At 72.2% G+C, this 23,888-nt stretch carries 21 protein-coding genes; 6 read left to right on the forward strand and 15 right to left on the reverse strand.

Translation table 11 applies throughout. The features are described 5' to 3' along the window. Positions 1–127: 127 nt before the first annotated feature. Positions 128–2,587, forward strand: a complete 2,460-nt coding sequence (locus tag ACWEQG_RS13860; RefSeq protein ID WP_452284580.1) for a DEAD/DEAH box helicase — start codon at positions 128–130, stop codon at positions 2,585–2,587. A gap of 106 nt (positions 2,588–2,693) precedes the next feature. Here the strand turns inward: ACWEQG_RS13860 and ACWEQG_RS13865 are convergent, their stop codons facing one another. The 10 genes from ACWEQG_RS13865 to ACWEQG_RS13910 form a co-directional block, all read right to left on the reverse strand. Then, positions 2,694–4,808, reverse strand: coding sequence for a hypothetical protein (locus tag ACWEQG_RS13865; protein ID WP_452284582.1), 2,115 nt, complete (start codon positions 4,806–4,808; stop codon positions 2,694–2,696). A gap of 189 nt (positions 4,809–4,997) precedes the next feature. After that, the gene (locus tag ACWEQG_RS13870; protein WP_452284584.1) at positions 4,998–6,404 is read right to left on the reverse strand and encodes an amidase; all 1,407 of its coding nucleotides are present in this window, start codon (positions 6,402–6,404) and stop codon (positions 4,998–5,000) included. 108 nt (positions 6,405–6,512) lie between these two features. Continuing rightward, a complete protein-coding gene (locus ACWEQG_RS13875) occupies positions 6,513–6,935 on the reverse strand; it encodes an Rv3654c family TadE-like protein (protein ID WP_452284586.1) in 423 nt (140 codons plus the stop codon). 101 nt (positions 6,936–7,036) lie between these two features. Further along, positions 7,037–7,534 carry a TadE family type IV pilus minor pilin gene (locus ACWEQG_RS13880; protein ID WP_452284589.1) on the reverse strand — a complete coding sequence of 166 codons (498 nt, stop codon included), beginning with the start codon at positions 7,532–7,534 and terminating at the stop codon, positions 7,037–7,039. Then, on the reverse strand, positions 7,531–8,238 hold the full coding sequence (locus tag ACWEQG_RS13885; protein WP_452284591.1) for a DUF4244 domain-containing protein: 708 nt from the start codon (positions 8,236–8,238) through the stop codon (positions 7,531–7,533). The genes ACWEQG_RS13880 and ACWEQG_RS13885 overlap by 4 nt, the downstream gene beginning before the upstream one ends. A 234-nt stretch (positions 8,239–8,472) precedes the next feature. Further along, positions 8,473–9,231, reverse strand: a complete 759-nt coding sequence (locus tag ACWEQG_RS13890; protein WP_452284593.1) for a type II secretion system F family protein — start codon at positions 9,229–9,231, stop codon at positions 8,473–8,475. A gap of 25 nt (positions 9,232–9,256) precedes the next feature. Then, on the reverse strand, positions 9,257–10,006 hold the full coding sequence (locus ACWEQG_RS13895; protein WP_452285097.1) for a type II secretion system F family protein: 750 nt from the start codon (positions 10,004–10,006) through the stop codon (positions 9,257–9,259). Next, positions 10,003–11,181, reverse strand: coding sequence for a TadA family conjugal transfer-associated ATPase (locus ACWEQG_RS13900; RefSeq protein WP_452284595.1), 1,179 nt, complete (start codon positions 11,179–11,181; stop codon positions 10,003–10,005). The genes ACWEQG_RS13895 and ACWEQG_RS13900 overlap by 4 nt, the downstream gene beginning before the upstream one ends. Beyond that, the gene (gene ssd, locus ACWEQG_RS13905) at positions 11,178–12,263 is read right to left on the reverse strand and encodes a septum site-determining protein Ssd (RefSeq protein ID WP_452284597.1); all 1,086 of its coding nucleotides are present in this window, start codon (positions 12,261–12,263) and stop codon (positions 11,178–11,180) included. The genes ACWEQG_RS13900 and ssd overlap by 4 nt, the downstream gene beginning before the upstream one ends. A gap of 782 nt (positions 12,264–13,045) precedes the next feature. After that, entirely contained in the window at positions 13,046–13,822 is a 777-nt protein-coding gene (locus ACWEQG_RS13910) for a Fic family protein (RefSeq protein ID WP_363461228.1), read from the reverse strand. A gap of 260 nt (positions 13,823–14,082) precedes the next feature. Here ACWEQG_RS13910 and acs point away from each other — a divergent pair, with 260 nt between their 5' ends. The 4 genes from acs (at position 14,083) to ACWEQG_RS13930 (ending at position 18,462) form a co-directional block, all read left to right on the forward strand. Next, positions 14,083–16,059, forward strand: coding sequence for an acetate--CoA ligase (gene acs / locus ACWEQG_RS13915; RefSeq protein WP_452284599.1), 1,977 nt, complete (start codon positions 14,083–14,085; stop codon positions 16,057–16,059). A gap of 252 nt (positions 16,060–16,311) precedes the next feature. Beyond that, positions 16,312–16,809 (forward strand): phage holin family protein, encoded by a 498-nt coding sequence (locus ACWEQG_RS13920; RefSeq protein ID WP_452284601.1) that lies wholly within the window; start codon positions 16,312–16,314, stop codon positions 16,807–16,809. Then, positions 16,799–17,719 carry an alpha/beta fold hydrolase gene (locus ACWEQG_RS13925; protein ID WP_363461234.1) on the forward strand — a complete coding sequence of 307 codons (921 nt, stop codon included), beginning with the start codon at positions 16,799–16,801 and terminating at the stop codon, positions 17,717–17,719. Before ACWEQG_RS13920 ends, ACWEQG_RS13925 begins: the two co-directional genes overlap by 11 nt. A gap of 260 nt (positions 17,720–17,979) precedes the next feature. After that, a complete protein-coding gene (locus ACWEQG_RS13930) occupies positions 17,980–18,462 on the forward strand; it encodes a DUF309 domain-containing protein (RefSeq protein WP_363461236.1) in 483 nt (160 codons plus the stop codon). A gap of 10 nt (positions 18,463–18,472) precedes the next feature. Here ACWEQG_RS13930 and ACWEQG_RS13935 read toward each other — a convergent pair whose 3' ends face one another. The 3 genes from ACWEQG_RS13935 to nth form a co-directional block, all read right to left on the reverse strand. Beyond that, the gene (locus ACWEQG_RS13935) at positions 18,473–19,663 is read right to left on the reverse strand and encodes a MarP family serine protease (RefSeq protein ID WP_452284603.1); all 1,191 of its coding nucleotides are present in this window, start codon (positions 19,661–19,663) and stop codon (positions 18,473–18,475) included. 88 nt (positions 19,664–19,751) lie between these two features. Then, positions 19,752–20,399 carry an NUDIX hydrolase gene (locus ACWEQG_RS13940; RefSeq protein WP_452284605.1) on the reverse strand — a complete coding sequence of 216 codons (648 nt, stop codon included), beginning with the start codon at positions 20,397–20,399 and terminating at the stop codon, positions 19,752–19,754. 92 nt (positions 20,400–20,491) lie between these two features. After that, positions 20,492–21,229, reverse strand: a complete 738-nt coding sequence (gene nth / locus ACWEQG_RS13945; RefSeq protein ID WP_169949821.1) for an endonuclease III — start codon at positions 21,227–21,229, stop codon at positions 20,492–20,494. A gap of 351 nt (positions 21,230–21,580) precedes the next feature. On the opposite strand from nth, the gene ACWEQG_RS13950 reads away from it, so the two are divergent. Then, entirely contained in the window at positions 21,581–22,261 is a 681-nt protein-coding gene (locus ACWEQG_RS13950; RefSeq protein WP_169949820.1) for a Crp/Fnr family transcriptional regulator, read from the forward strand. Here the strand turns inward: ACWEQG_RS13950 and ACWEQG_RS13955 are convergent. Continuing rightward, the gene (locus ACWEQG_RS13955) at positions 22,258–23,049 is read right to left on the reverse strand and encodes an MBL fold metallo-hydrolase (RefSeq protein ID WP_452284607.1); all 792 of its coding nucleotides are present in this window, start codon (positions 23,047–23,049) and stop codon (positions 22,258–22,260) included. The two genes, ACWEQG_RS13950 and ACWEQG_RS13955, sit on opposite strands and share 4 nt — an antisense overlap. Continuing rightward, the gene (locus ACWEQG_RS13960; protein WP_363461245.1) at positions 23,046–23,870 is read right to left on the reverse strand and encodes an NUDIX hydrolase; all 825 of its coding nucleotides are present in this window, start codon (positions 23,868–23,870) and stop codon (positions 23,046–23,048) included. Before ACWEQG_RS13960 ends, ACWEQG_RS13955 begins: the two co-directional genes overlap by 4 nt. Between the last annotated feature and the right edge of the window lie 18 nt (positions 23,871–23,888).

A 23,888-nucleotide genomic window follows, 5' to 3' on the forward strand; every position in this document is an offset into this window, starting at 1 on the left:
CTTGCGTAGGTCTCGATACAGGTCATGCATCCTGGTAGTCCAGGGGCACGACCCGATGCGCGGCATTCAACCACGCTACGACTCCGTGTCTATACGAAATCACGACTCCGGGCGACTCTCCCCGCAGATGCCAAACTGGAAACCAGTGACTCCGACTTCTTCGTCCTCTGCCCGAACAGGCGACCTTCTCACCCGTCTGCTCGCGGTTCCCGCACGCCGTGGGCGCGTGACGCATGTGGAGCATGTTCCAGCACGTCAGGCGAGTGCCGCGAGATGGCCGGAATGGGCCCCTGAGCTGCTGGTCTCGCGACTGCGCCTGCAGGGGGTCACCGGCCTGTGGGAACACCAGCTTGAGGCCGCCGAGCTGGTTAAACGTGGCCAAAACGTGATCATTGCCACAGGGACCGCGTCCGGAAAATCGCTGGCCTACCTGGTCCCGGCCGTCGCGGAGATCTTCGCCGGCGGGACGGTGCTGTACCTCACCCCGACCAAGGCGCTCGCCGCCGACCAGCTGAGAGCGCTGCGGAAGCTGCGGCTGACGCAGGTGCGCGCGGCGACGTACGACGGGGACACACCGTACGAGGAACGCCGGTGGATCCGCCAGAACGCCAACTACGTGCTGACCAACCCGGACATGCTGCACAGGTCGATTCTGCCTCGCCACTCGTCGTGGTCGTCCTTCTGGCGGCGGCTGCGGCTGGTGGTCGTCGACGAGTGCCACGGCTACCGCGGGGTCTTCGGCTCCCACGTCGCCCAGATCCTCCGCCGGCTGCGCCGGATCTGCGCCAGGTACGGCTCCTCCCCCGTGTTCCTGCTGGCGTCGGCCACCGCCAGCGACCCCGCAGCCGCGGGAATGCGCCTGACCGGCCTTGAGATGGCCGAGGTGACCGCGGACGCCTCTCCCAGGGGTTCGACCACCTTCGCGCTCTGGGAGCCGCCTCTGACCGATTTACGCGGGGAGAGCGGGGCCCCGGTCCGCCGCACCGCCACCGCCGAGGCGGCCGATCTCCTGGCGGACCTCGTGATCGAGGATGTGCGCACTCTCGCGTTCGTCCGCTCCCGCCGCGCCGCCGAGACCGTGGCCCTCACCGCCCGCCGCACGCTGGAGGAGGTCGAGGCCCTCCTCGACGCGGGACCCGCGCCGTACGGCGAGGACGCCGGGGATCCGCCGGACGAGACGGGCGGCCCGAACGGCGGCAGGCCCCATGAAGCGGCTGCCGGAGGGATCGGCGGAGAGACCGGTCGTGGGAGAAGCCGGCTGGCGGATCGGGTGGCGGCCTACCGGGCCGGCTACCTGGCCGACGACCGGCGGGTGCTCGAAAAGGCCCTTCGGTCGGGCGAGCTGACCTGCCTGGCCACCACCAACGCGCTCGAACTCGGCGTCGACGTCTCGGGGCTGGACGCGGTCCTCATCGCCGGGTGGCCCGGCACCCGCGCCTCACTGTGGCAGCAGGCGGGCCGGGCCGGGCGCGCGGGCCAGGACGCGCTGGCCGTGCTGATCGCCCGCGACGACCCGCTGGACACCTACATCGTCCATCACCCGGAGGCCGTGTTCGGACGGCCGGTGGAGGCGATCGTCCTCGATCCCGACAATCCGTACGTGCTGGCGCCCCACCTGTGCGCGGCCGCCGCGGAGATCCCGCTGACCGAGGACGACCTGGAGATCTTCGGCCCGGCGGCGCGGGACGCTCTCGACGACCTCGTGAGCCGCGGACTGCTGCGCAGGCGGCCCACCGGGTGGTTCTGGACCAGCCGCGATCACGCGGCCGACCTGGCGGACATCCGCGGATCGGGTGGCGCGCCGGTCCAGGTCGTCGAGGCGGCGACCGGTTGCCTGCTGGGCACGGTCGACGAGCCGTCGGCGCACACCATGGTCCATCCGGGCGCCGTCTACCTGCATCAGAGCGAGACCTTCGTGGTCGACACGCTCGATCTGGACGCGGGGGTCGCCCTGGTCACGGCCGCCGAACCGGACTACGCGACCTTCGCGCGGGACGTCACCGACATCCGGGTGATGGAGTCGCTGCGTTCGCGGCCCTTCGGGCCCGGCACCCTCCACTTCGGCTCGGTGGAGGTCACCCGCCAGGTCGTCTCGTACCTCAAACGGCGCACCCAGACCGGCGAGGTCGTCGGCGAGGAGCCGCTCGACCTGCCGCCGCGCACGCTGTGCACACGCGCGGTGTGGTGGACCCTGCCCACACCCGCCCTCGCCTGCCTGGCGCAGCCAGGGGCCGCGGTGGATCTCGGCGGGGCCGCCCACGCGGCCGAACACGCCTCGATCGGCCTGCTGCCGCTGTTCGCGACCTGCGACCGCTGGGACATCGGGGGGGTGTCCACCGAGCTGCACCCCGACACGGGCCTGCTCACGGTCTTCGTCTACGACGGCCACGACGGCGGCGCGGGCTTCGCCGAGCGCGGGTACAGCCGGGCGTCGGACTGGCTGACGGCGACCCGGGAGGCGATCGCCTCGTGTGAGTGCGAGCGCGGCTGCCCGTCCTGCATCCAGTCGCCCAAGTGTGGCAACGGCAACGAGCCCCTCGACAAGGCCGGGGCGATCCGCCTCCTGGACATCCTCCTGGACGCCTGAGCCGGGGGCGCGTCAGGTCGCCGGGGAGGTGCGTCAGGTCGGGCCTCGGCGGCTGCTCCCGCCTCCGACGTGGCCGGGAGGGGGCAGGAGCAGGGATCGGCGACCGTCAGAGATCGCGATGGCGGCCTGAAAAGAGGCTGTCGTCGTCCTCCGTCCAGACGTCCGGCTCGGGCTGGCGGAGGGGCCGTTCCGGCATCTGACCACTGAACGCCGCGCCCGCGGGCACCGCCGGCGTCGGGACCACCGGCATCTGGCCGGGCCGTCCGGCCGAGGGCAGCGGCACGCGGGCGGGGGCCGCCTGACCGGCACCGCCCGGCGAGGCGGTCAACGGGGGTAGCGGTGCCAGCCTGTCCAGCGCGGATCGCACAGGCGGTTCGCCTTCGGCGTGGACGGCCGATGCCGGGAGGTCCCCGGGCAGCGGTGCGAGGAAGGCCACACCCGCCGCGGCGGAGTCCGCGGAAGCGCCGCTCGGCGAAGTGACGGCGGAAGCGGGATCACCAACCTGTTGGGCGCCGGAAGCGGCGCCGTCAGCCTGGTGAGTGCCCGACGCGGAATCATCGGCCTGATGGGCGCCGGAAGCGAGATCACCGGCCTGGTGGATTCCGGAAGCGGGGTCGTCGGGAGCCGGCTCGCCGGGGCTGAACGTGCCGATGCCGGTGGGGGGAAGATCGGCCGCGGCGGTGGAGTGGGCGCCGTCGGCCGGGGCGCCGGAGGTCCGGTCCTCGGCGGTGGAGGTGGCCGAAGTCGCCTCGGCCGCGGCTGGTTCGCCGCCGATGACCTCGGTGACATCCGGCAGCGGCTCCTGCTGGTCCGGCCGGGGAACAGGGTGGGCCGGCTCCTGATCGGACTGCGTGGCCTCCTGCCCCGAGGCCGTGCTCATGCTCATGCCCGGAATCGGGCTCGTGCTCGCGATCGTGGAGGCGACGTGGCCCGTTCCGGCCCCGGTGCCGATCTCCGTCTCCGGGGGGTTCTCGCGGGCCTTGGGCCTGGCCAGGATGACGGAGGGACGTCGTACGGGGGTGGTCCCTCGGACCTTCGCCGCGGCAGTACCGCCGAGCACGGCCGCGCCACCGGCCACCGTGACGGCCTCAGGCGAGGCGCCCGTCTCCCCGGTCGTCTGATGGGCCCCCGAACCTCCGGGCTGTCCGTTGCCCGCGGTGTCCCCGGTCAAGCCCTTGCGCCGCAGCCAGGCACCCAGATTCGCGCCCGTGAGCAGAAGGACGACGGCTAGCGCGACGTACACGCCGAAATTGAGCCCGCCGAGCGGCAGGAAGGATGACTGGGCCGTCATCTTCGGGTCGTCGGTCTTCTCCGGGACGACCACCGGCTCGGTCTGGTCGCTGCCGCCGTTCGCCTCCGGCAGCGTGAGCTCGGTGTCCTTCGGCAGTTCCGTGTCCTTGGGCAGCGTGGTGTCCGTGGGCAGTGCCGGTTCAGGCTTCGGCTCGGCGGTGGGCCGGTGCGCCTTCGGGGTCTTGTCGACGGGCGGCCTGGCCGCCGACTGGTCCGGCTTCTTCGAGGGCGTCGGAGAGGGGCTCGGGGAGGCCTTCGGGGCGGGAACGGCCACGTCAGGGGCCGAGGAGCGCTGAGATCCGACCGTGCCGCCGGCGCCGTCCGATCGGAACGCCCGGACGGAGACGTCCACCTTCCGCCCGCCCAGACCGGCCGGAAGCGCGAGGCTCGCCTGACAGGTCGAACCCGAGCAGGCGGAGTCGGCGGAGACGGAGCCGGACTTGCCGGCCTTGACCGAGGTGATCTCGTAGGACTGGAGATCCGGTTCGGCGCCCTTCGCCCAGCTGACCTGGATCGTCGAGGCGTCTTTGAGCTGCGCCTCGACCCCGGACGGCGCCTCCGGCGGACGGCTGAGCACGAAGGTCGAGGTGGCGTAGGTCTTGTGCGTGACCTCACCGAACAGGCTGACCGTGAACGTGCCGTTGGGGGCATCGCCGGGGTCGAAGGAACCGCTGATCGTCTGGTTCGCACCCCCGGAGGCGATCTTCTGCCGGGACACGGAAGGGCCCTCGACGTACAGGGACATGCTGACCTGATACCAGTCCGTCTTGGCGGACACGGTCACCGGGGACGACTGAAGGACCTCCCCGTTCCCGGGCGACAGGATCTCGGCGTCGGCCGCGTACGCCGGTGCGGCACCGGCCACCAGCGCGGATGCCAGAGCCGTCGAAACGATCACCGCCGCTGTGCCCAGCCTGCGAACTCTGGTCACGACGCATCCCTTCGTGGAGAACCGTCCGCCCTCGGCCGCCTCCGCCGATGCATACGGCGACTGAGAGTACGCGGCACTTTATGCCAGCCGTCCGCTCTTGGACCTTATGTCTAAGAAGTCGTGATTCTATTGCGACACAAGTGGTGTGACACTACGGAAGCTCCAGAGAGCCTCTCTGCTGGTCGCGCCTCATCGTGGCTCGACGGGTGTCAGCGGCGGGACGGCGGCTTCAACGACGGCCGCCGCCGTCAGGCAGAGATCCTCGCGGAATCGAGGACCGATGATCTGCACCGCCTGCGGCAGCCCACCCGCTCCACCGGTGGGCACGGCCACCGCGGGCAGCCCCAGCAGGTTCGCGGCCACGCTCATCCGCATGGACGCCGGCCAGCCCGTGAGCCAGGCCGGATCGAGGTCGGCTCCCACGGTGAACGCCGGTCTCGTACAGATCGGCGCGAGGATCAGAGGCGTCCGGCGCATCCATCCGGCCCAGAGTTGCGCGATCGTGGCTCTCTCCATCATCGGGTCGAACGCCGGCTCACCCATGGCGGCCGTCCAGATGGGCTCGTAGGCGGCCCAGAAGCGGACGAACGCGTCGGACGCCAACTCGTGCACCGGCGGCTGTTCGTCGTGCACGCGTCCGAACCTCGACATGATCTGGGTGTAGATCTCCCCTGCTCTTTCGAGTGCCGGCGCCTCGGCCTCCTCGACCGAATATCCGGCGTCGGACAGGATCCCGGCCGCCGTGCGGACGGCCTGAGTGACATCGGGATGCGAAGGAACTCCCCCCGGATGGGCGACGACCGACACGCGAATCGGGTCGGTCATTCGCGGCCCTTCCAGACAGACCGGGGCGTACCACGGGTCCCCTCCCGGCCGTCCGCACATGTGCCGGAACGCCAGTCGCAGATCGCGTACGTGCCGGGCGACGGGCCCGTGCACCCCCAACAACTGGAACGCGAACGGAGTCTGCTGCCGGACGTTCCCAGCGGCCACCTGCGCCACCCGGCCCAGTGAGGGCTTCAGCGCCGCGACCCCGCAGCACTGCGCCGGCCAGCGCAGCGAGCCGGCGCCGTCGTTGCCCATGCCCAGCGGGGACATCCCCACGGCCACGGCGGCCGCGTCGCCACCGCTCGAACCACCCGCCGTGTGCATGCCCGACCAAGGGTTGCGTGTCGCGCCGCGCAGAGCGTTGTCGGTGTGCCATCGCATGCCGAACTCCGGCATGTTCGTGCGGCCCAGCGGAATCGCCCCTGCCTCGCGCAACTCGGCGATGTGCGGCGCGTCCCCTGCCGCGACCGCATCACGCAACGGGACGATCCCGAGCGTCGTCGCCGATCCCGCCACGTCGATGTTCTCCTTGACGGTCATCGGCACTCCGCACAGCGGACCGGGCGGAACGCCCCGCCGCAGCGCCGCATCGGCCGCGTCCGCCGCTGCCAGCGCCTCCTCCGTCAGCGTCACCGTCACCGCGTTGACCCGTGGATTCACTGCCTCGATCCGTCGCAGATGAGCCTCGACCACCTCACGGCACGACACCTCCGCGCCCCTCACGAGCCCGGCGAGGTCGCTCGCCGCCATCTCCCAGAGCTCCGTCACGGTGCCCTCCTTCCGCCCCACGGCTGCCGTTGGAACCTAAAGCGCATCGCCGGGAAAGAGCAGTCTTGTTCTTCTTGGCTCGCTGATCCGGCCGTCAGCAAGCGGTGCTCATGCCACCGCACCGACCGGACCGGCCTTGGCGGAGGCGGCGGCCGTCGCGGGACCGAGGAGGGGGACCGCGAATCGCACCGTCACCGTGACCTCGGCGACGCCGTCCGACAGCGCGCACGACCGCAACGACGCACCGTTGACCGTCGTGATCGCCTCCGCTCGATCACACGCCTCGTCCGGCGTCGCCAGTGCCACGCGGGCGGCCCCGAGCGCGCCGAGATCGGCTGCGCTCTGCGCCCGGTGCCGCGCTACACGAGCCACGCCCACCTGGACGACGACCATCGCCACCGCCCAGACGGCGGTCATGAGCGCGATCGTCCAGATGGTCGCCGAGCCGCGCTCCCGCAGGCAGCGCGTCCTGTTCTCGAAGTGCCGTAATCTCCTCATCCGCACGCCCTCATGTCCGAGACGGTCCGTCATCCACGTGTCCTCGCTGTCCGGAGTCATCCGCCATCCGCGCTCCTCCGGCCGTCCGCACCTGCACGCTCCCTCCGGCCCGAGGACCGGCCGACGCTCGTCCCTCAATCGAGTTCGGCCGGTCCCGGAGGGGCGCGGTCTCCCGTGTGACTCGGAGACCGGGCCGGCTCCGCAGCCGATGAGAGCGGCGCGAGGACGCCGGGCTCGGTGGCGGAGACGGCGGCAGCACGGAGGCGAACCGGCGGGAGCGGTGACCTGAACGGCGGCCTGACGGTGGCGACGACCTCCACCCGGGTGGTGTCGGCTCCCGTGCGGATGGACACCGTGGCGCCCTCGGGGGCGAGCCGCAGGACCACCGTCCGCACCTCCTCGGCGGCCTCGCCCCGGGCCGCCGCGCGTGCGCCGGCCCGGGCGGCGTCGACGCATCGCAGTTGGGCGCCCGTGATCGTCACCGCCCACAGAGCGGCGGTCAGCACGAGAACGAGGGCCGGAAGGGCGACGGCGGTCTCCGCGGTGACCGAACCTCGATCCCACCGGTGCCACACGTCGATCACACGGCGTCTCGGCACCCGGGCGCATCGGCGCACCACCGGTGGCCTCATGCGGCCAGTTTCAGGGCCTTCTGGATGAGCGCGGCGAGCATGGACCTCACCTCGGCGCTCGTGACCACCTTCCAGAGCAGTGCGGCGAACCCGCAGGCGGCGATCGTGCCCACGGCGTACTCCGCGGTCGACATGCCCGCCTCGGCCCTCGTCCCCGCCTGCACCGTCCACTGGATGCTCAGCTCCCGGACACGGCACGAGACCCGGGCGGCGGAACGCCGCAGCGCGGCGGACAACCGCCCCAGGTCGTGGCGGACCGCCGGCACGGCGGACGCCCCCCGCACGGCGCCACGGACCACCCGGGCGGCGGACAACCGCCCCAGAGCGCGGCGGACCTCCTGCACCCCACCGCCGGCCTTCGCCCACCCGCAGGAAAGGGCCAACACGGACGCGCGTCCGGAGCGGCTGGACAGCGCCCTTCGCACGGCACGCCCGAGCGCCGCCCTTCGCACGGCACGCCCGAGCGCCGCCCTTCGCACGGCACGCCCGAGCGCCGCCCTTCGCACGGCACGCCCGAACGCCGCCCTTCGCACGGCACGCCCGAACGCCGCCCATCGCGCCGGGCGCGCCCTGTGACGGCCCCCGGCGCCTCCGGCTCGCCGCTGGAGGACGGTGCCCGTCTGGGTGCCCGTCTGGGTGCCCGTTCGGGTGCCCGCCTGGGTGCCCGTCTGCTTCCTCCGGCCGGTCGCGGCGTGCTTGCTCATCGGTCCTCCTGACCCGCTCGGGGCGGCCCGTCCGCCCGCGCTGGGGCCAGGTTGCGGGATCGCGGACGACAGGAATCGAGCCGAGCGCGGTTCTGTGGACGAGAGCCCCGCCGACGTGGTTGTCCACAGCCGCCACGTCCCCACCTGTGGACCAACGACCTGCGATATGGGAGCTTGCAGGTCATTCACCCAACTTGCTGTCCACAGGTGTGGATGACGTTGTCCACAGGGTGTTCACGGCAGGAGGATCTGGCCCGCCAGTCCCGCGACCATGGGAATGATCCCGAGGAAGACGAAGGCCGGCAGGAAGCAGAGCCCAAGCGGCGCGACGGCGTGCACGCCCACCCTTCGCGCCGCGGCCGACGCGGTCGCCCGAGCCGTACGCCGGGCGTCGTCGGCGAGCCGCGTGAGGACGTCGGCCACCGGTGCACCGCTCTGCGCGGCCCGGACCATCGTCCTGGCCAGGGCGGCGAGCGCGGGCTCGTCGGCCAGGGCGGCCCAGGCCTCCTCCGGAGGAGCACCGAGGCGCATCTGAGCGCCGGCCCACGAGAGGCGTTCGCCGACGGGGCCCGCGATGGCGACCGCGGTCGTCTCGACGGCCCCGCTCATCGGTTGCCCGGCTCGCAGACAGGCGACGATGAGGTCGACGGCGAACGGAAGGTCGGCCCCGATGCGTTCCCGGCGTCGCCTGACTTCGGCGGGCTCCCGCCTGCGCACGGCGACGAAAACGCCGACGGCCGTCGCCGTCCCCGCAAGCGCTCCCACCGGCCCTCCCACGAGGAGGAGGACCGCGAGTCCCACGGGTGCGGCGATGGCCACTCCTCGACGCGACGCGCTCGCGTCCGCCGGCGCGTGGCCCGGCGGTCCCTGCACCGGCGCTTGCGGGGACGGCACCGACGACGAGATGGCGTTCAGGCGCGCGGCGGGCGAACGGGCGACCGGCCAGGTCAGCACCGCCAGCGTGGTCAGGACCCCGGCCAGCACGGCGATCATGTCTCGCGCCCCCTTTCCGGCATGCTCATCGGGGAGCGGATCCCGGCGGCTCTTCCGCCCGGGCGACGAGCCTGTGTGTCCACCAGACGCCGGCGGCGTCGAGCGCGAGCCCGACGACCAGGCAGGCGAACCCCGCCGGGCCGCCGAGCAGGAACGCCAGCGGATTCATGCCGAGTCCGGCGGCCATCAGCAGGCCGAGCACGGGCAGGCCCGCGAGCATCCGGGCGGTCGCCCGAGGTCCGGAAAGCTGTGCGGCCACCTCCTCCCGGTGGGCCTGCGCCTCCCGCAGGGACACGCTCACCCGCTCCACCAGCGCGGTCAGGCCGCCGCCCACGGCCACGCTCACCCGCCAGCACGCGGCCAGCCTGACCAGGCCCTCACCACCGCGGGCAGGCGCGGCGTCCGACAGGGCCGCGGCGACGTCGCCGCCGTCCCGGGCGGCGGCGACCACCGGGGCGAGCGCGGCGGGGTCCGGCAGGCTGACCGAGGAGACCGCCCGCGCGATGGCGTCGCCGGGAGGCCTGCCCGCCGACAGCTCGGCGGCCAGGCTCTGGCACAGCTCGATGGACGCCGCACGCCAGGCCGCCGCCGTCGCGCCGGGTCGTGGACGGCGGGTGAGCGCCGCCAAGAACCGGCGCAGGTCCCTTGCCGGCCTCGTTCCGGTGAGCGATGCGAGCCGCGTCGTCCCGGAATTCGGCCCGGCCCACACCCAGGTGGCGAGGGCGGCGACGAGCACCGCGACCAGCCCCATGACAGGCCCGCCCGGCGGCGTCATGAGGGCCACGACCCCACGCACCGTCGACGCAGCACGTCGAAGGACGGGCCTCGGCTCGCCCGGCCGTGCGGGTCGAGGGTCACCGCCGGAAGCGCCGTCACCAGGCCGGACGTGCCGCGTTCGAGCACGCAGATCTCCGCCACGCGACGACGTCCACCGCCCGCGTCCCGCACGAGGTGGATGACGAGGTCGAGCGCGGCGGCGATCTGGCTGTGCACCGCCTCCCTCGACAGGCCCGCGGCGCAGGCCAGGGCCTCCAGCCGCGCGGGCACGTCGGCGGCGTTGTTGGCGTGCAGCGTCCCGCAGCCCCCCTCGTGGCCCGTGTTGAGCGCCGCCAGGAGATCGACGACCTCCGCTCCCCGCACTTCGCCCACCACCAGGCGATCGGGCCGCATCCGCAGGGCCTGCCGTACGAGATCGCGCAGCCCGACCCCGCCCGCGCCCTCCAGGTTCGGCGGCCGGGCCTCCAGCCGTACGACGTGAGGGTGCGGGGGTTGCAGCTCGGCGGAGTCCTCGACCAGCAGCAGGCGCTCCGCCGGGCCCGCGAGGGAGAGCATGGCACTCAACATGGTCGTCTTGCCGGTGCCGGTTCCTCCGGTGACCAGGAACGCCAGCCGTGCCGCCATGATCGCGCGGAGCACGGCGGCTCCGTCCCCCGCGGCGAGTTCCTCCACCGTGAACGCCCGGCGCGAGGGCAGCCGCAGGGACAGGCAGGTCCCCTCCGCCGCGATGGGCGGGAGCACCGCGTGCAGGCGCACGCCGCCGGCGAGCCGGGCGTCCACATAAGGGCAGGCGTCGTCGAGGCGACGTCCGGCCGACGCGGCCAGGCGCTGGGCGAGCCTGCGGACCTCGTCGTCTGCCGGGAAGGTCACGCTCGTCCTGCGCAGGCCGTCCCCGTCGTCCACCCACACCTCGCGTGGCCCGTTGACCAGGACGTCAGTGACGCCCGGCTCGGCCAGCAGGCTCTCGAGGGGCCCCGCGCCGATGAGATGGGCGCGCAGCGTGCGTGCGACGGCCAGGACCTCGGCGTCGCCGAGCACGGCGCGCTCCGCGCGCAGGGCCGCCGCCACCTGGGCCGCGGTGGGTACGGCGCCGGTCTGCGACAGCCGTACCCGGACCGCCTCGACCAGGTCGGCGCCCACGCCGGGAACGGTCACCGGGCCTTCGCGGGTCATGGGCCGTCCGCCCCGATGGAGGGCCGGCCCGTCCTGCCGGCCGGGAAGCCGTCCAGCAGGGCATCGATCAGCTCCCCGCAGAAGCGGCCCAGCGGGGAGCGGCGCAGCGGCGGCGGATCGCCCCGATCCAGCGTCTCCACGAGCCCGCGCACCTCCGGGAGCACGCCCGCGCAAGGGACCGACAGAGAGGCCGCGACGACCTCCGGGTCGAGCGTGCCCGCGCGCATCACCAGGCGCAGGTCCCCGGTCCCCGGCCGCAGCAGCGTCACCGTCTGGGCCGCCGCGAGCGCCCCCCGCAGGTCCGCGGGAACGACGACGATCGTCGCGGCGGCCCTGGCGAGGGCCTCCGCCTCGCCTTCGCCGACGTGCCTCGGCAGGTCGACCACGACCAGGTCGCAGCCGCGCCGCGCGGCGTCGAGCACGACGCGCATCGCCTCCCGGGGTATCCGCACCGGCTCGCCGCGGTGTGCCGACAACACCGTCAGTTCGCCGAAGGTGGGCAGCGCCTCCTGCAGGGCGGCGAAGCTCACCCTGCCCTCCCTTCCGACGACGTCGGGCCAGCGGGCACCCAGGGCCTCCTCCTGGCCGAGCAGTACGTCGATGCCTCCGCCAAGCGGATCGGCGTCGACGAGAAGCGTTCGCAGCCCGGCGCGGGACGCCGTCAGCGCCAGGGACGCCGCGAGGACGCTGGCACCGGCGCCTCCTTTCCCCGCGGCGACGCACACGACCGTGCCCGCCCTGGTGGCGGGTTCGGCCGCGTCGCCGAACTCCTCCACGAGGAGGCGCTCGGCCTCGGGCAACTCCAGCACGGTGTGCGCCCCGACGGCGACGCACCTGCGCCACATGTCGGGGTCGTCGGCCGTCCGCGTCACGACGACCACGTTCTGCCGGGCCGGCGGACCCGTCGCGGCGAGCTCATCGGCCAGGTCGCCGCCGACCACGACCAGCGGCGCCCGTGTCCAGTACGGCCTGGCGTGGGCGGCCGCGTGGGCCACGTCGAGTTCGACGCCCGCGGCGGCGGCGATGCGGAGCAGATCGTCGAGGAGTTCCTGGTCGTCGGTTATGGCCAGTGGGCGTGGCATCGGTGCCTCCCTGTCGTCCGGGACGACTCGGCGTTCGGGAGGACCACAATGCGGGCGACCGCCACCGGCCCGGGGCGGCGAACCACGTTCTGTGGACGAAACCCCGCCTGTGGACACGACCGAGCGGTTCGCTCTGATCGGCAGAGCCCGCCATAAAGATCAAGAAAAGGGGCGACCCCCGCCGGGGGGGATAGCGGGGGTCGCCGTAGCGGTCCGGCTCTGGGGGGGTAGAGCCGGTCCCGTATTACAAGAAAGCTTTAAACAAGAGACCAGGGCATGGCAAGGGTCCGACACCCCCAGGGACGCTCGCCGTTCCGAATCAGAGACACACCGTATGCTGCCTGATCACGAGAGGGACGTCGAGGACCCCGTCGAATCTGAGTAAAACTTTTTCCAAAAGTCAGTGTGACATGTCGACAGGTGCGGTCGCAACGGGTGAGGACGACAGCCACAAGGAGTCACGCACCGCATCCTTCATGCCGACATACGGCATAAATGGGGACAGAAGTACAGGAATGACGTACGTGACTCGTTAAAGCTCTTGGAACCGGGGGTTTTCATCCCGGGGGAACGGACGTAAAAAGGGATTACGGACCTGCGGGTCCGCGTACGGCATCGGGTACCCACGCGCGACCAGCCGCGGGAGGCGTGTCGAGACGGGCTTGACCCGCTCCGACAAATTCAGGTGCACGCTTGGTAGCCCGGTGACACGTACTGGCGACGGCGTCCCATACCAGGGACGCCGTCTGCTTTGTCCGCAGTCGGCGGCCGGGGCGGGCGCGTCAGCGCGACATGGCCTCGCAGATCGCCGTCGTCTCGCGCACGCCGTGGACGACCGCCGAGGCACAGTGCCGCACCCACGTTCCGACGCCCTCGCCCGTCCCCTTCAGGTACGCCCTGAGGCTTTCGGCGTACGCGTCACCGAGGTCGGCGTGGCCCACCTCGACGACGGCCAGCGACTTGGGGTCCAGACCGAGGTCGACCAGCGTGAGCCGCTCGGCGGCCCGGGCGACCAGGCCGTCGGCCACGCCGAAGGGACGCAGCACCGCCAGCTCCGCGTGCACGATCGCGGCGAGCACGAGGGCGGGCGCCGTGGCGGAATCCGTGACAAGCCCGGCGAGGGCCGACATACGCGCCGCGGTCTCCTCCGGTCCGGGCGCCGGGCCGAGCCCGAGCGGATCGGCGGTCGTGGGCTCGGTGCGCGGCCTGCCGGGCTCGGCGGTCAGACCTGCCGCCGCGAGCGCGTGCAGCCGGGCGAGCACCTGGCGTGGCGCCGACCGCCACGTCGGGGCCAGCCGGCCGAGTTCGGCCGAGGCGCGCAGCGCGCCCTGCACGACGGGGTCGGTCACCTCGCCCATGCGCAGCGGCTCGAGCGGCACGTCCACGCCCTCGATCGCGGCGGAGGCACGCGCGCCGCGCAGGGCCGACTCGGCCGACACCTCGGGACTGCGCCGGCGCAGCACCCGGTGACGGTAGAGCCGGTCGACGGCCTCGCGGGCCTCCTGCACGGCCTCGGGCACGCCGGGCAGCCCGGCGATCACGGCCAGGGGATCGCTCACAGCCCCCGACCATACCCGCCGGTAGAACGTCGTTCGCCGAGGAGGTGCGGCCGTTCACCGCACAACGGCGACACCGGTCTCGGCGGGCTCCTCGCCTGCGGCTAAATTTGCAGGCCAAAGGCCGGTAACCGGACAAAACGCCCCCAGCCCGATTACTTGTACTTGACGCCGCTCGCCTGGTGAAGTGGGACACGACATACCCCTGCTTGGCCGAGGCGGCCGAACGAGAGACAACCTTTTAGACGCTGAAGGAGCACGGAGTGGCCACCGAGACCCCCGGTCAGGAAACCCAGGAGACGCTGTCGAACCTGCTGAGCGAGACGCGCCGGTTCGAGCCCCCGGCGGACCTGGCGTCGGCCGCGAACGTCACGGCGGACGCCTACGAGGAGGCCGCCCGGGACCGGCTCGCCTTCTGGGAGCGCGCCGCGGAGCGGCTGACGTGGGCGGAGCGCTGGGACACCACGCTGGAGTGGGAGCCGCCCTTCGCCAAGTGGTTCATCGGCGGCAAGCTCAACGTCGCCTACAACTGCGTCGACCGCCACGTGGAGGCCGGCCGCGGTGACAAGGTCGCCTACTACTGGGAGGGCGAGCCGGAGGGCGACAGCCGTACGATCACCTACGCCGACCTGCAGAAGGAGGTCGCGAAGGCGGCCAACGCGCTGCAGGAGCTGGGGGTGCGCAAGGGCGACCGGGTCGCGGTCTACATGCCGATGATCCCCGAGTTGCCGATCACCCTGCTGGCCTGCGCCCGGATCGGGGCGATCCACTCGGTGGTCTTCGGCGGATTCTCCGCCTCCGCCCTGAAGAGCCGCATCCACGACGCGGACGCCAAGGTCGTCGTCACGGCCGACGGCGGCTTCCGTCGCGGCGCGCCGAGCGCGCTCAAGCCGACGGTCGACGAGGCGGTCGCCGAGTCCCCCGGCGTCGAGCATGTCCTCGTGGTGCGCAGGACCGGCCAGGACGTGGCGTGGAGCGAGCGGGACGTCTGGTGGCACGACCTCGTGGAGCGCCAGCCGGCCGAGCACGAGCCGGTGCCGCACGACGCCGAGGACCCGCTGTACATCCTCTACACCAGCGGCACGACCGGGAAGCCCAAGGGCATCCTGCACACCACCGGCGGCTACCTCACCCAGGTCGCCTGGACCCACGACGCGGTCTTCGATCTCAAGCCCGAGACCGACATCTACTGGTGCACGGCCGACATCGGCTGGGTGACCGGGCACTCCTACATCGTGTACGGCCCGCTCGCCAACGGCGCGACCAGCGTGATCTACGAGGGCACCCCGGACACCCCGCACCGCGGCCGCTTCTGGGAGATCGTGCAGAAGTACAAGGTCACGATTCTCTACACCGCCCCCACCGCGATCCGTACGTTCATGAAGTGGGGCGACGACATCCCGGCGAAGTACGACATGTCGTCGCTGCGGGTGCTCGGGTCGGTCGGCGAGCCCATCAACCCCGAGGCGTACGTCTGGTACCGCGAGCACATCGGCGCCGACCGCTGCCCCGTCGTGGACACGTGGTGGCAGACGGAGACGGGCGGCATCATGATCAGCCCGCTCCCCGGCGTCACGGCCGCCAAGCCCGGCGCCGCCATGCAGCCGCTGCCCGGCATCGCGGCCGACGTGGTCGACGACCAGGGCAACTCGGTGCCGAACGGCGGCGGCGGGTTCCTCGTGGTCCGCGAGCCCTGGCCGGCCATGCTCCGCACGATCTGGGGCGACGACAAGCGCTACGTCGACACCTACTGGTCGCGGTTCGAGGGGATGTACTTCCCCGGCGACGGCGCCAAGCGCGACGAGGACGGCGACCTGTGGCTGCTCGGCCGGGTGGACGACGTCATGCTCGTCTCCGGGCACAACATCTCCACGACCGAGGTCGAGAGCGCGCTGGTCAGCCACCCGAAGGTGGCCGAGGCGGCCGTCGTGGGCGCCACCGACCCGCTGACCGGCCAGGCCATCGTGGCCTTCGTGATCCTGCGCGGCAGCGCGGAGGAGAGCGACGACATCGCCACCGAGCTGCGCGCCCACGTGGCCAAGACGCTCGGCCCGATCGCCAAGCCGCGGCAGATCCTGGTCGTGCCCGAGCTGCCGAAGACCCGTTCCGGCAAGATCATGCGCCGGCTGCTGCGCGACGTGGCGGAGAACCGCTCCCTCGGCGACGTCACCACGCTGACCGACAGCTCGGTCATGAACCTGATCGCGGAGAAGCTGCCCAGCGCCAAGAGCGACGACTGATCGCGAGCCGCCCGATCTCCTGAGGAAGGCGTGGACGTACGGCGTCCGCGCCTTCCTCGTCTCCGCCCCGCCGCCGGTTCGGCCCGACGGGGAGCGGGCAGATCGCCTGGGGCGTCATATTCCGGCCGTCTGTGGGCAGGTCCCCGCCTGTGCGGCCTCCGGACTGCGGTCATCCACAGGCGAGGGGCTTCGCGTGCACGCGCGCGGACGGGCACGAGATGATGTTTGATAGTCGCAGATAGGAGATCGCTCATGCCCGAGGACGAATCGCTCGGTGCGCTGGTCGCCCAGGCGAGCCATCACATCTCGACCCTCGTACGGTCGGAGATCGAGCTGGCGAAGGCCGAGCTCAAGTTCGACGCGAAGCGGGTCGGCATGGCCGCCGGGCTGTTCGGCGCCGCGGCCTTCATCGGGCACCTGTGCCTGATCCTGGCCTCCTTCGCGATCGCGTACGCCCTCGTGGCCGTGGGGCTGGCCACATGGCTCGCGTTCACGATCGTCACCGTGTTCTACCTCCTGATGGCCGGGCTGCTGATCTTCATCGGCTACCGGCGGCTCAAGGGGCTGACCGGCATGAAGCGCACCAGGCGAAGCCTGCGCGGCCTCGGGGGTCCGGAGGAGGCCGAGGAGCTGCCGGAGAAGGTTCCGGCGGCCACGCCGCGCTCCGCGGCCCCGGCACCGCCGCCGTACACCGGCCCGACCGCCGGCCAGGTGGGCGCCCACCGGGAGTCCGTGAGCGATGCCGGTTGACGAGACGCTGATCGAGGTCGACGGCCCCTGGACGCACCGGACGGTGCACGCGGGCGGCGTGCGGTTCCACGTGGCCGAGGCCGGAGACGGGCCGTTGGTCCTGCTGCTGCACGGGTTCCCCCAGTTCTGGTGGACCTGGCGGCACCAGCTTCCGGCGCTGGCCGCGGCCGGCTACCGGGCCGTCGCCGTCGACCTGCGCGGATACGGCACCAGCGACAAGCCGCCGCGTGGATACGACCTGCCCACGCTGGCCGTGGACGCGGCGGGTCTGGTGCGCGCGCTCGGCGAGACGAGCGCCGTCGTGGTGGGCCACGACTGGGGCGGTCTGCTGGGCTGGACGATGGGCGTCCTCGACCCGAAGGTGGTGCGGCGGCTGGTCGCGGTGTCGGCGCCGCATCCGCTGCGCCTGCGCGCCGCGCTGTTCACCGACCCGCTGGGGCAGCTCAAGGCCGGCCGCTACGCCCTGGGGTTCCAGCTGCCCTTCCTGCCGGAGCGGAAGCTGACCCGCAAGGGCGGTGCGGCGGTGGGCCGCATGGTCGAGCGGTGGGCCGGGCCGCAGTGGCCGGGCGACGGCGTGACACACGTGTACCGGGAGGCGATGCGGATCCCGGCGGTCGCCCACTGCGCGCTGGAGTACTACCGCTGGTTCGCCCGATCCCAGATGCGCCCGGACGGCTTCCGCTACGCCCGGCAGATGCGCGCCGAGATCGAGGCGCCGACGCTGCAACTGCACGGCGCGCTCGACCCGTGCGTCCTGCCGCGGACCGCTCAGGGCTCCAGCAGGTTCGTTGCCGCGCCGTACCGATGGCGGCTGATCGAGGGCGCCGGGCATTTCCCGCACGAGGAGCGCCCCGAGCAGTTCAACGCCGAGCTCGTCTCCTGGCTCTCCGACCCCGAACCCGACCGCTGAGACGCCATCCGGTGCCTCGCCCCCGGCAGCCGTCCTCCCCCTGCCACGAACGACTGCCACGAACGGCTGCCACGTCGGTTGTCACGACCGGCTGCCGCGTCGGTTGTCGCGACCGGCTGCCGGATCGACATCCGTGATCTTGAAGGAGATAGTAGAAATGTGCCCTGAAGTGGCCCAACTTCCTGGTTGATCTACGATGCTCCAGGAGATCGCCGGTGCTTCGGCCGCCCTGAACCGCCCACGCGCCCTGCGGAGAGATCATGCGTGACCGTGACGAAGCGGGCCGCCCCCGCAATGCACGTCCTCGCGACGAGTACGGCAGGCCGCTCCCCAAAGGCACCGAGGGAGTGCCCCGGGTGCCGGACGACTACGCCCCCGCCGCCGAGGAGGCGCTGGAGGAGGCCAGGAAGCTGCTCGCGGCGGGCCGGCCGTTCCACGCCCACGAGGTGCTGGAGGCCCGCTGGAAGACCGGCCCGGCCGAGGAACGCGAGCTGTGGCAGGGGCTCGCGCAGATATGCGTCGGCCTCACGCACATCCAGCGCGGCAACCTCGCCGGCGCCGCCGCCCTGCTGACGCGTGGATCCGCCCGGCTCGGCGCGTACGGCTCGACCCGGCCCTACGGACTCGACCTGCGGGCCCTGGCGGTGGAGGCCGACGCGATCACGGCCGTCATCGACGAGGGGAACGCCGACGCCGGCTCCGCCGTCTCCGCCGTCCTCACCCGCCTGACCCCCGGCGAGTAGCCCGCGCGCGTCAGTCGCAGTCCTGCGTGTCCACGCGGACGACGGCGCCGCTGCCGTCGGTGGCGTCGTTCATGACCTCCTCCGCCGTGAGCGCGAAGCCCGTCTCCGGCTGGTCCGTCGCGGCGGCGAAGATGACCCCGAGCACCCGGCCCTCCGGGCTCAGCAGCGGCCCGCCCGAGTTGCCCGGCTGGACCTTGCCGCGGATCGCGTAGACCTCACGCTCCACCTTGCGCTGGTTGTAGATGTCGTACGACTCGGCGCGCTGCTTGACCCTGATGCGCGCGGCGAGCGGCGTGAAGGGATGTCCCTTCGGGTAGCCGGCGATGATCGCGCTGTCGCCCTTCTCGGCGGTCATGTCGAAGCGCAGCGCGCCGATCGGGAGGTCCGGGACGAACAGCACCGCGATGTCGCGCTCGGGGTTGTAGAGGACGACCCTGGCGTCGTACTGGTTGCCGTCGTAATCGGTCACGTGCAGCCCTTCCGTGACCCCGGCGACGACGTGGGCGTTGGTCATGATCCGCTGCCGCGCGTAGACGAACCCGGTCCCCTCGATGCGCTTGCGGCAGCTCGGTGCGGTGCCCTGCACCTTGACGATCGCCCTGCGAGCCCGCACGAGGGCGGGACTGCCGTTGATCAGGCTCTGGTCCGGCGGCGGCACGTTCTGGCCGCCGATGGAGGTGATGACCTGCGGCCACTCCGAGGTGCTGACGAAGTCCCTGAACTGCTTCTGCAGCGCTCCAACGCCGTCAGGGATGGCGTCGTCGACGCTCTGCCAGATCACCGAGCCGTTGATCTGGTCCTTGACCAGCGGCTGGCCGATGCTCATCGAGACCATCAGGGAGCCGATCAGCCAGGCGATGGCCAGAACCGACAGGCCGCTGGCGACCGAGCCGCCGAAGGCGTCGACCGCCTTGGCGGGCTCCCACGTGACGTGGCTACGGGCCATGGCGCCGATGGTGGAGGACGCGAACTGCCCGACGGTGGCCGTCAGGAAGACGATGACGATGGCTAACAGGGCCCGCTCGATGTCGCCGCTGACGATCGCTCCCGCCAGGGGTGGCGCGATGAACAACCCCAGGATGGCGCCGCCGACGAATCCGATGAAGCTGAAGGCCCCGATGATGAAGCCCTGCCGGTAACCCGACACCGCGAAGGCCACCACCAGGCCGATCAGGATGAGATCCAGAAGATCGCCGCGCACAGTTCCCACGGTATAGGCACGCCAGTCGTCGTGTGCGGGCGTCTGCCGGGTCTCGTCGCCATACGCGGCGTACGAGCACCCCGCCGGCTCAGCCCCGCGCGGCCAGGTTCACGACCTCGGGGGGAAGATCCTCGATCCGCGAGCGGTCCCAGGGGCGCTCGAAGCCCGCCGCCGTCAGCACGCCGTCCAGCACCCCGGCGGTGAAGCCCCACACGAGCAGGCCGCGTACGCGGAACGCCACGGAGGGGACGATCCCACGCGGGTGGCGCAGCCGCAGCCGGTTGGCCGGGTCCACCAGCTCCGCGACCGGGACCCGCTCGACGGCCTCGACCTCGTCGGGAGAGGCGGCGTGCACGGCGCAGGGCGTGTGCCACCAGGCGAGCACGGGTGTCACCCGGTTGTCGCTGCGCCACACGTAGAGCTCCGGCATGGTCCCGACGACCTCGACGCCCGCGGGGTCGAGCCCGGTCTCCTCCTGCGCCTCCCGAAGCGCGGCGCCGATCGGGCCGTCGTCCCCGGGGTCGACGCCGCCGCCGGGGAACGCGGGCTGGCCGGCGTGCACGCGGCCCTTCGAACTGCGCTGGATGAGCAGGATGTCGGGGCCTTCCGGCCCCTCGCCGAACAGCAACAGCACCGCGGCCGAGCGGCCGGAGCCGTTCGCGGGCGGCCGCAACGCGGTGGGGACAGGACTGTGCGCGGCCTTAGCGGCCAGCTCCGTCAGCCAGGCGGGAGCCACGACCACCTCCACATCGTCACACCGGGTACAAGCAGGCCCAGGCGTGCCGTACAACCACGGAAGAACGCCGGAGCTTCCCGATCATTACGGATTCACGAGAACGGGCCCGGACGCACCAGCTTGCGCGCCTCGTCCGGGTCGGTGGGGCCGGTGCCGTACGACGGGCAGAGCGCGGCGAGGGGGCACACGCCGCAGGCGGGCTTGCGCGCGTGGCAGATGCGGCGGCCGTGCCAGATCAGCCGATGCGACAGCATCGTCCACTCGGACTTGGGGATCAGTTCGCCGACCTCGTGCTCGATCTTCACCGGATCGGTCTCGGCCGTCCAGCCGAAGCGCCTGGTCAGCCGCTGGAAGTGCGTGTCGACGGTGATGCCGGGGACGTCGAAGGCGTTGCCGAGCACGACGTTCGCGGTCTTACGGCCCACGCCGGGGAGCTTGACCAGGTCGGCCAGCTTGCCCGGAACCTCCCCCTTGTGGTGTTCACAAAGGGCCTGCGCCATCCCGATGATGCTGTTGGCCTTCGCACGGAAGAACCCGGTCGACTTGATGATCTCCTCGAGTTCGGCGCGATCGGCTCCGGCGTAGTCGGCCGCGGTCCGGTACTTGGCGAAGAGCACCGGAGTGACCATGTTGACTCTCTTGTCCGTGCATTGCGCCGAGAGGATCGTGGCGACCAGCAGCTCCAGAGGGTTGCCGAAGTCGAGTTCGCAATGGGCGTCGGGGTAGGTCTCGGCCAGAATCCGGTTGGTTCGCCGCGCCCGCCGCACGAGCCCCAGGCGGGTCTCGGCCTGGCGCTGACGCCGTCGGGGAGCGGCCGTGTTCGTCGCCATGCCGCAAGCGTAGGGCCTGGGACGACCGCCCAGCTCCCGGTCCACCACGACGGGAGACTTGTCATACATGCCACATATGCGGCCTGTATTTGCCAATTTGTCCCTACGCTGCGCAATACACTGAGCCCGTAGGGGGACGGCCGGCCGCCCGAGCCGGTCGGCGCGCAATGGGCGTAAGGATAGGTTTCCGCCAAGATTGTGTTGTTTCGCCAGGCACCACGCACACGACTGCGAGCCGGGATCGACGCCCATGCCACGTAACGGGACACCCCGTAATGCGTCGCGGAAGGCGTGGGTCACAATGGCTAGCACGGAGCCGGCGACCGAGCGCGCCCGCAGCAAGGAGGCACCGTGAGCACCGAGGAAGTACTGAGCAAGGCGCCGCTGTTCTCCGCGCTCGACCGCGAGAGCGCCGCGGCTCTGCGTGCGAGCATCACCGAGGTGGAGCTGCCCAAGGGCCGCACCCTCTTCAGTGAGAACGAGACGGGCGACCGGCTCTACGTGGTGCTCGAGGGCAAGATCAAGCTGGCGCGCACCGCCCCCGACGGCCGGGAGAACCTGCTGAGCGTGCTCGGCCCGGGCGAGATGTTCGGCGAGCTGTCCCTGTTCGACCCGCGCCCGCGCACGGCCTCGGCGATCGCGCTGACCGACGTGCGCCTGGCGGGGCTGGGCCACGACGACCTGCGGCCGTGGCTGACCGGCCGGCCCGAGGTCGCCCTCCACCTGCTGCGTGCCCTGGCCCAGCGGCTGCGCCGTACGAACGACGTGCTCGCGGACCTCGTCTTCACCGACGTCCCGGGGCGTGTCGCCAAGCAGCTCCTCGACCTGGCCGACCGTTTCGGGCAGAAGACCGACGACGGCATCCGGGTGCACCACGACCTCACCCAGGAGGAGCTCGCCCAGCTCGTGGGCGCCTCGCGGGAGACGGTCAACAAGGCCCTGGCCGACTTCGCCCAGCGCGGCTGGCTGCGCATCGAGGCCAAGGCCGTGGTGATCATGGACAGGGAGCGGCTCTACAACCGCTCGCGCTAAAGGGTCTTCAGGTAGTCGAGCTGGGCCGCGACCGACATCTCGGCCGCCGGCCACAGCGACCGGTCCACCTCGGCGTAGACCATCTCGACGATCTCGCGGGCGTCCCTGGCGCCCCTGCGGATTGCCTCGCGGATCTGCTCCAGCCGCTCACGCCGGTGGGCGATGTACGCGTCGAGCACCGCGGACGGGTCGGGCAGCACGGGCCCGTGGCCGGGCAGCAGCGCGGCGGCCTCCAGCATCTCGGCGCCATGCCGCAGCCTGTCGAGGCTGCGCAGGTAGTCACCGAGGTTCCCGTCGGGGGCGATCACGGTCGTACCCCGGCCGAGAATGGTGTCGCCGGTGAGCATCGCCCGGTCGCCTGGCAGCCAGAAGCACAGCGAGTCGAACGAGTGCCCGGGCGTGCCGACGACCCGCACCTCCACGTCGCCCGCCGTGACCACGTCGCCGTCGACCAGGCCCTCGTCGCCCAGGCGGTGCCGGGGGTCGAGCGCCCGCACCGGCGCGCCGAGCATCCGCGCCAGTGTCCCCGCCCCCTCGCTGTGGTCGGGATGGCCGTGCGTCAGCAGGACGGCGGTCACCCCGCGGCCGTCCACCCGCTCGGCGACCCGCCGCAGGTGGGCCTCGTCGTCCGGGCCGGGATCGACGACCAGCACGGCCCGCTCCCCGCCGACGATCCACGTGTTGGTGCCGTCGAGGGTCATCGGCGACGGATTGGGCGCCAGCACGTTCACGGTGCTCGCCGTGCCCGCACCGTCCGGTCCCTCCACCGGGATGCGCAGACCGCTCACTCGCCCGTCTCTCCTGTCTCGGGGAACATCAGCACCATCCGCCCGTCCACCTCGGCGGGCTCCGGCAGGACGGTCGTGATCGACCGGGGGCAGGCGAGCACGTCGCCGGCCGACTCGAACGCCGCCATCTCGGCCAGCGTCCGGAAGGTGGGCGGCAGCAGGTGCGCCGTTCCCGCCCTCGCGGCGGCGAGCGCGTCCCGCGGCCGCATCCAGGCGACCCCCGACGCCTCCCCGCCCACGTCACGCGTACGCTGCCCGGGCGGCAGGGCCGCCACGAAGAAGCGGGTGTCGAAGCGCCGGGGCTCCACGACCGGCGTGATCCAGTGCGCCCATGCCTTGAGCAGGTCGGACCTGAGCACGAGACCGCGCCGGTCGAGGAACTCGGCGAACGACAGCGTGCGCGCGATCAGCGCGAGGCGGTCGGCCTCCCAGTCGGGTCCGGTCGTGTCCGTCACCACCGCCTCCGGGCCCGGCCCGGCCAGAAGCACGCCCGACTCCTCGAACGTCTCGCGCACGGCCGCGCAGACGAGGCCCCGGGCCGTGCTCTCGCCGGCCCGGAACACCTCGCCCCACTCGGCGGGCGAGGGGCCCGCCCAGGCCACGGCGTGGTCGGCGTCCCGTGGGTCGACCGACCCGCCGGGGAACACGTACGCGCCGGCGGCGAAGGCCATCGTGGCCGTACGCCTGAGGAGGTACACCTCCAGGGGATCGTCACGCAGCAACACCACCGTGGCCGCGTCCCGCGCGGGGACGGGGGCCAGGCGTCCGGCGAGGATCTCCCGTGCCCGCTCGCCGACCTCGCCGGGCAGCGGAAACCCCATGAGGTCCTCCAGAACAAT

It is taken from the genome of Microbispora sp. NPDC004025 (genome assembly GCF_053604425.1).

Bases quoted from the DNA above. Each gene is read 5' to 3' on its own strand.
- ACWEQG_RS13860 (WP_452284580.1), top strand. From the start codon at position 128: ATGCCAAACTGGAAACCAGTGACTCCGACTTCTTCGTCCTCTGCCCGA.
- ACWEQG_RS13875 (WP_452284586.1), bottom strand. From the start codon at position 6,935: ATGACGGACCGTCTCGGACATGAGGGCGTGCGGATGAGGAGATTACGG.
- ACWEQG_RS13880 (WP_452284589.1), bottom strand. From the start codon at position 7,534: ATGAGGCCACCGGTGGTGCGCCGATGCGCCCGGGTGCCGAGACGCCGT.
- ACWEQG_RS13885 (WP_452284591.1), bottom strand. From the start codon at position 8,238: ATGAGCAAGCACGCCGCGACCGGCCGGAGGAAGCAGACGGGCACCCAG.
- ACWEQG_RS13890 (WP_452284593.1), bottom strand. From the start codon at position 9,231: ATGATCGCCGTGCTGGCCGGGGTCCTGACCACGCTGGCGGTGCTGACC.
- ACWEQG_RS13895 (WP_452285097.1), bottom strand. From the start codon at position 10,006: ATGACGCCGCCGGGCGGGCCTGTCATGGGGCTGGTCGCGGTGCTCGTC.
- ACWEQG_RS13900 (WP_452284595.1), bottom strand. From the start codon at position 11,181: ATGACCCGCGAAGGCCCGGTGACCGTTCCCGGCGTGGGCGCCGACCTG.
- ssd (WP_452284597.1), bottom strand. From the start codon at position 12,263: ATGCCACGCCCACTGGCCATAACCGACGACCAGGAACTCCTCGACGAT.
- ACWEQG_RS13920 (WP_452284601.1), top strand. From the start codon at position 16,312: ATGCCCGAGGACGAATCGCTCGGTGCGCTGGTCGCCCAGGCGAGCCAT.
- ACWEQG_RS13925 (WP_363461234.1), top strand. From the start codon at position 16,799: ATGCCGGTTGACGAGACGCTGATCGAGGTCGACGGCCCCTGGACGCAC.
- ACWEQG_RS13930 (WP_363461236.1), top strand. From the start codon at position 17,980: ATGCGTGACCGTGACGAAGCGGGCCGCCCCCGCAATGCACGTCCTCGC.
- nth (WP_169949821.1), bottom strand. From the start codon at position 21,229: ATGGCGACGAACACGGCCGCTCCCCGACGGCGTCAGCGCCAGGCCGAG.
- ACWEQG_RS13960 (WP_363461245.1), bottom strand. From the start codon at position 23,870: ATGGGGTTTCCGCTGCCCGGCGAGGTCGGCGAGCGGGCACGGGAGATC.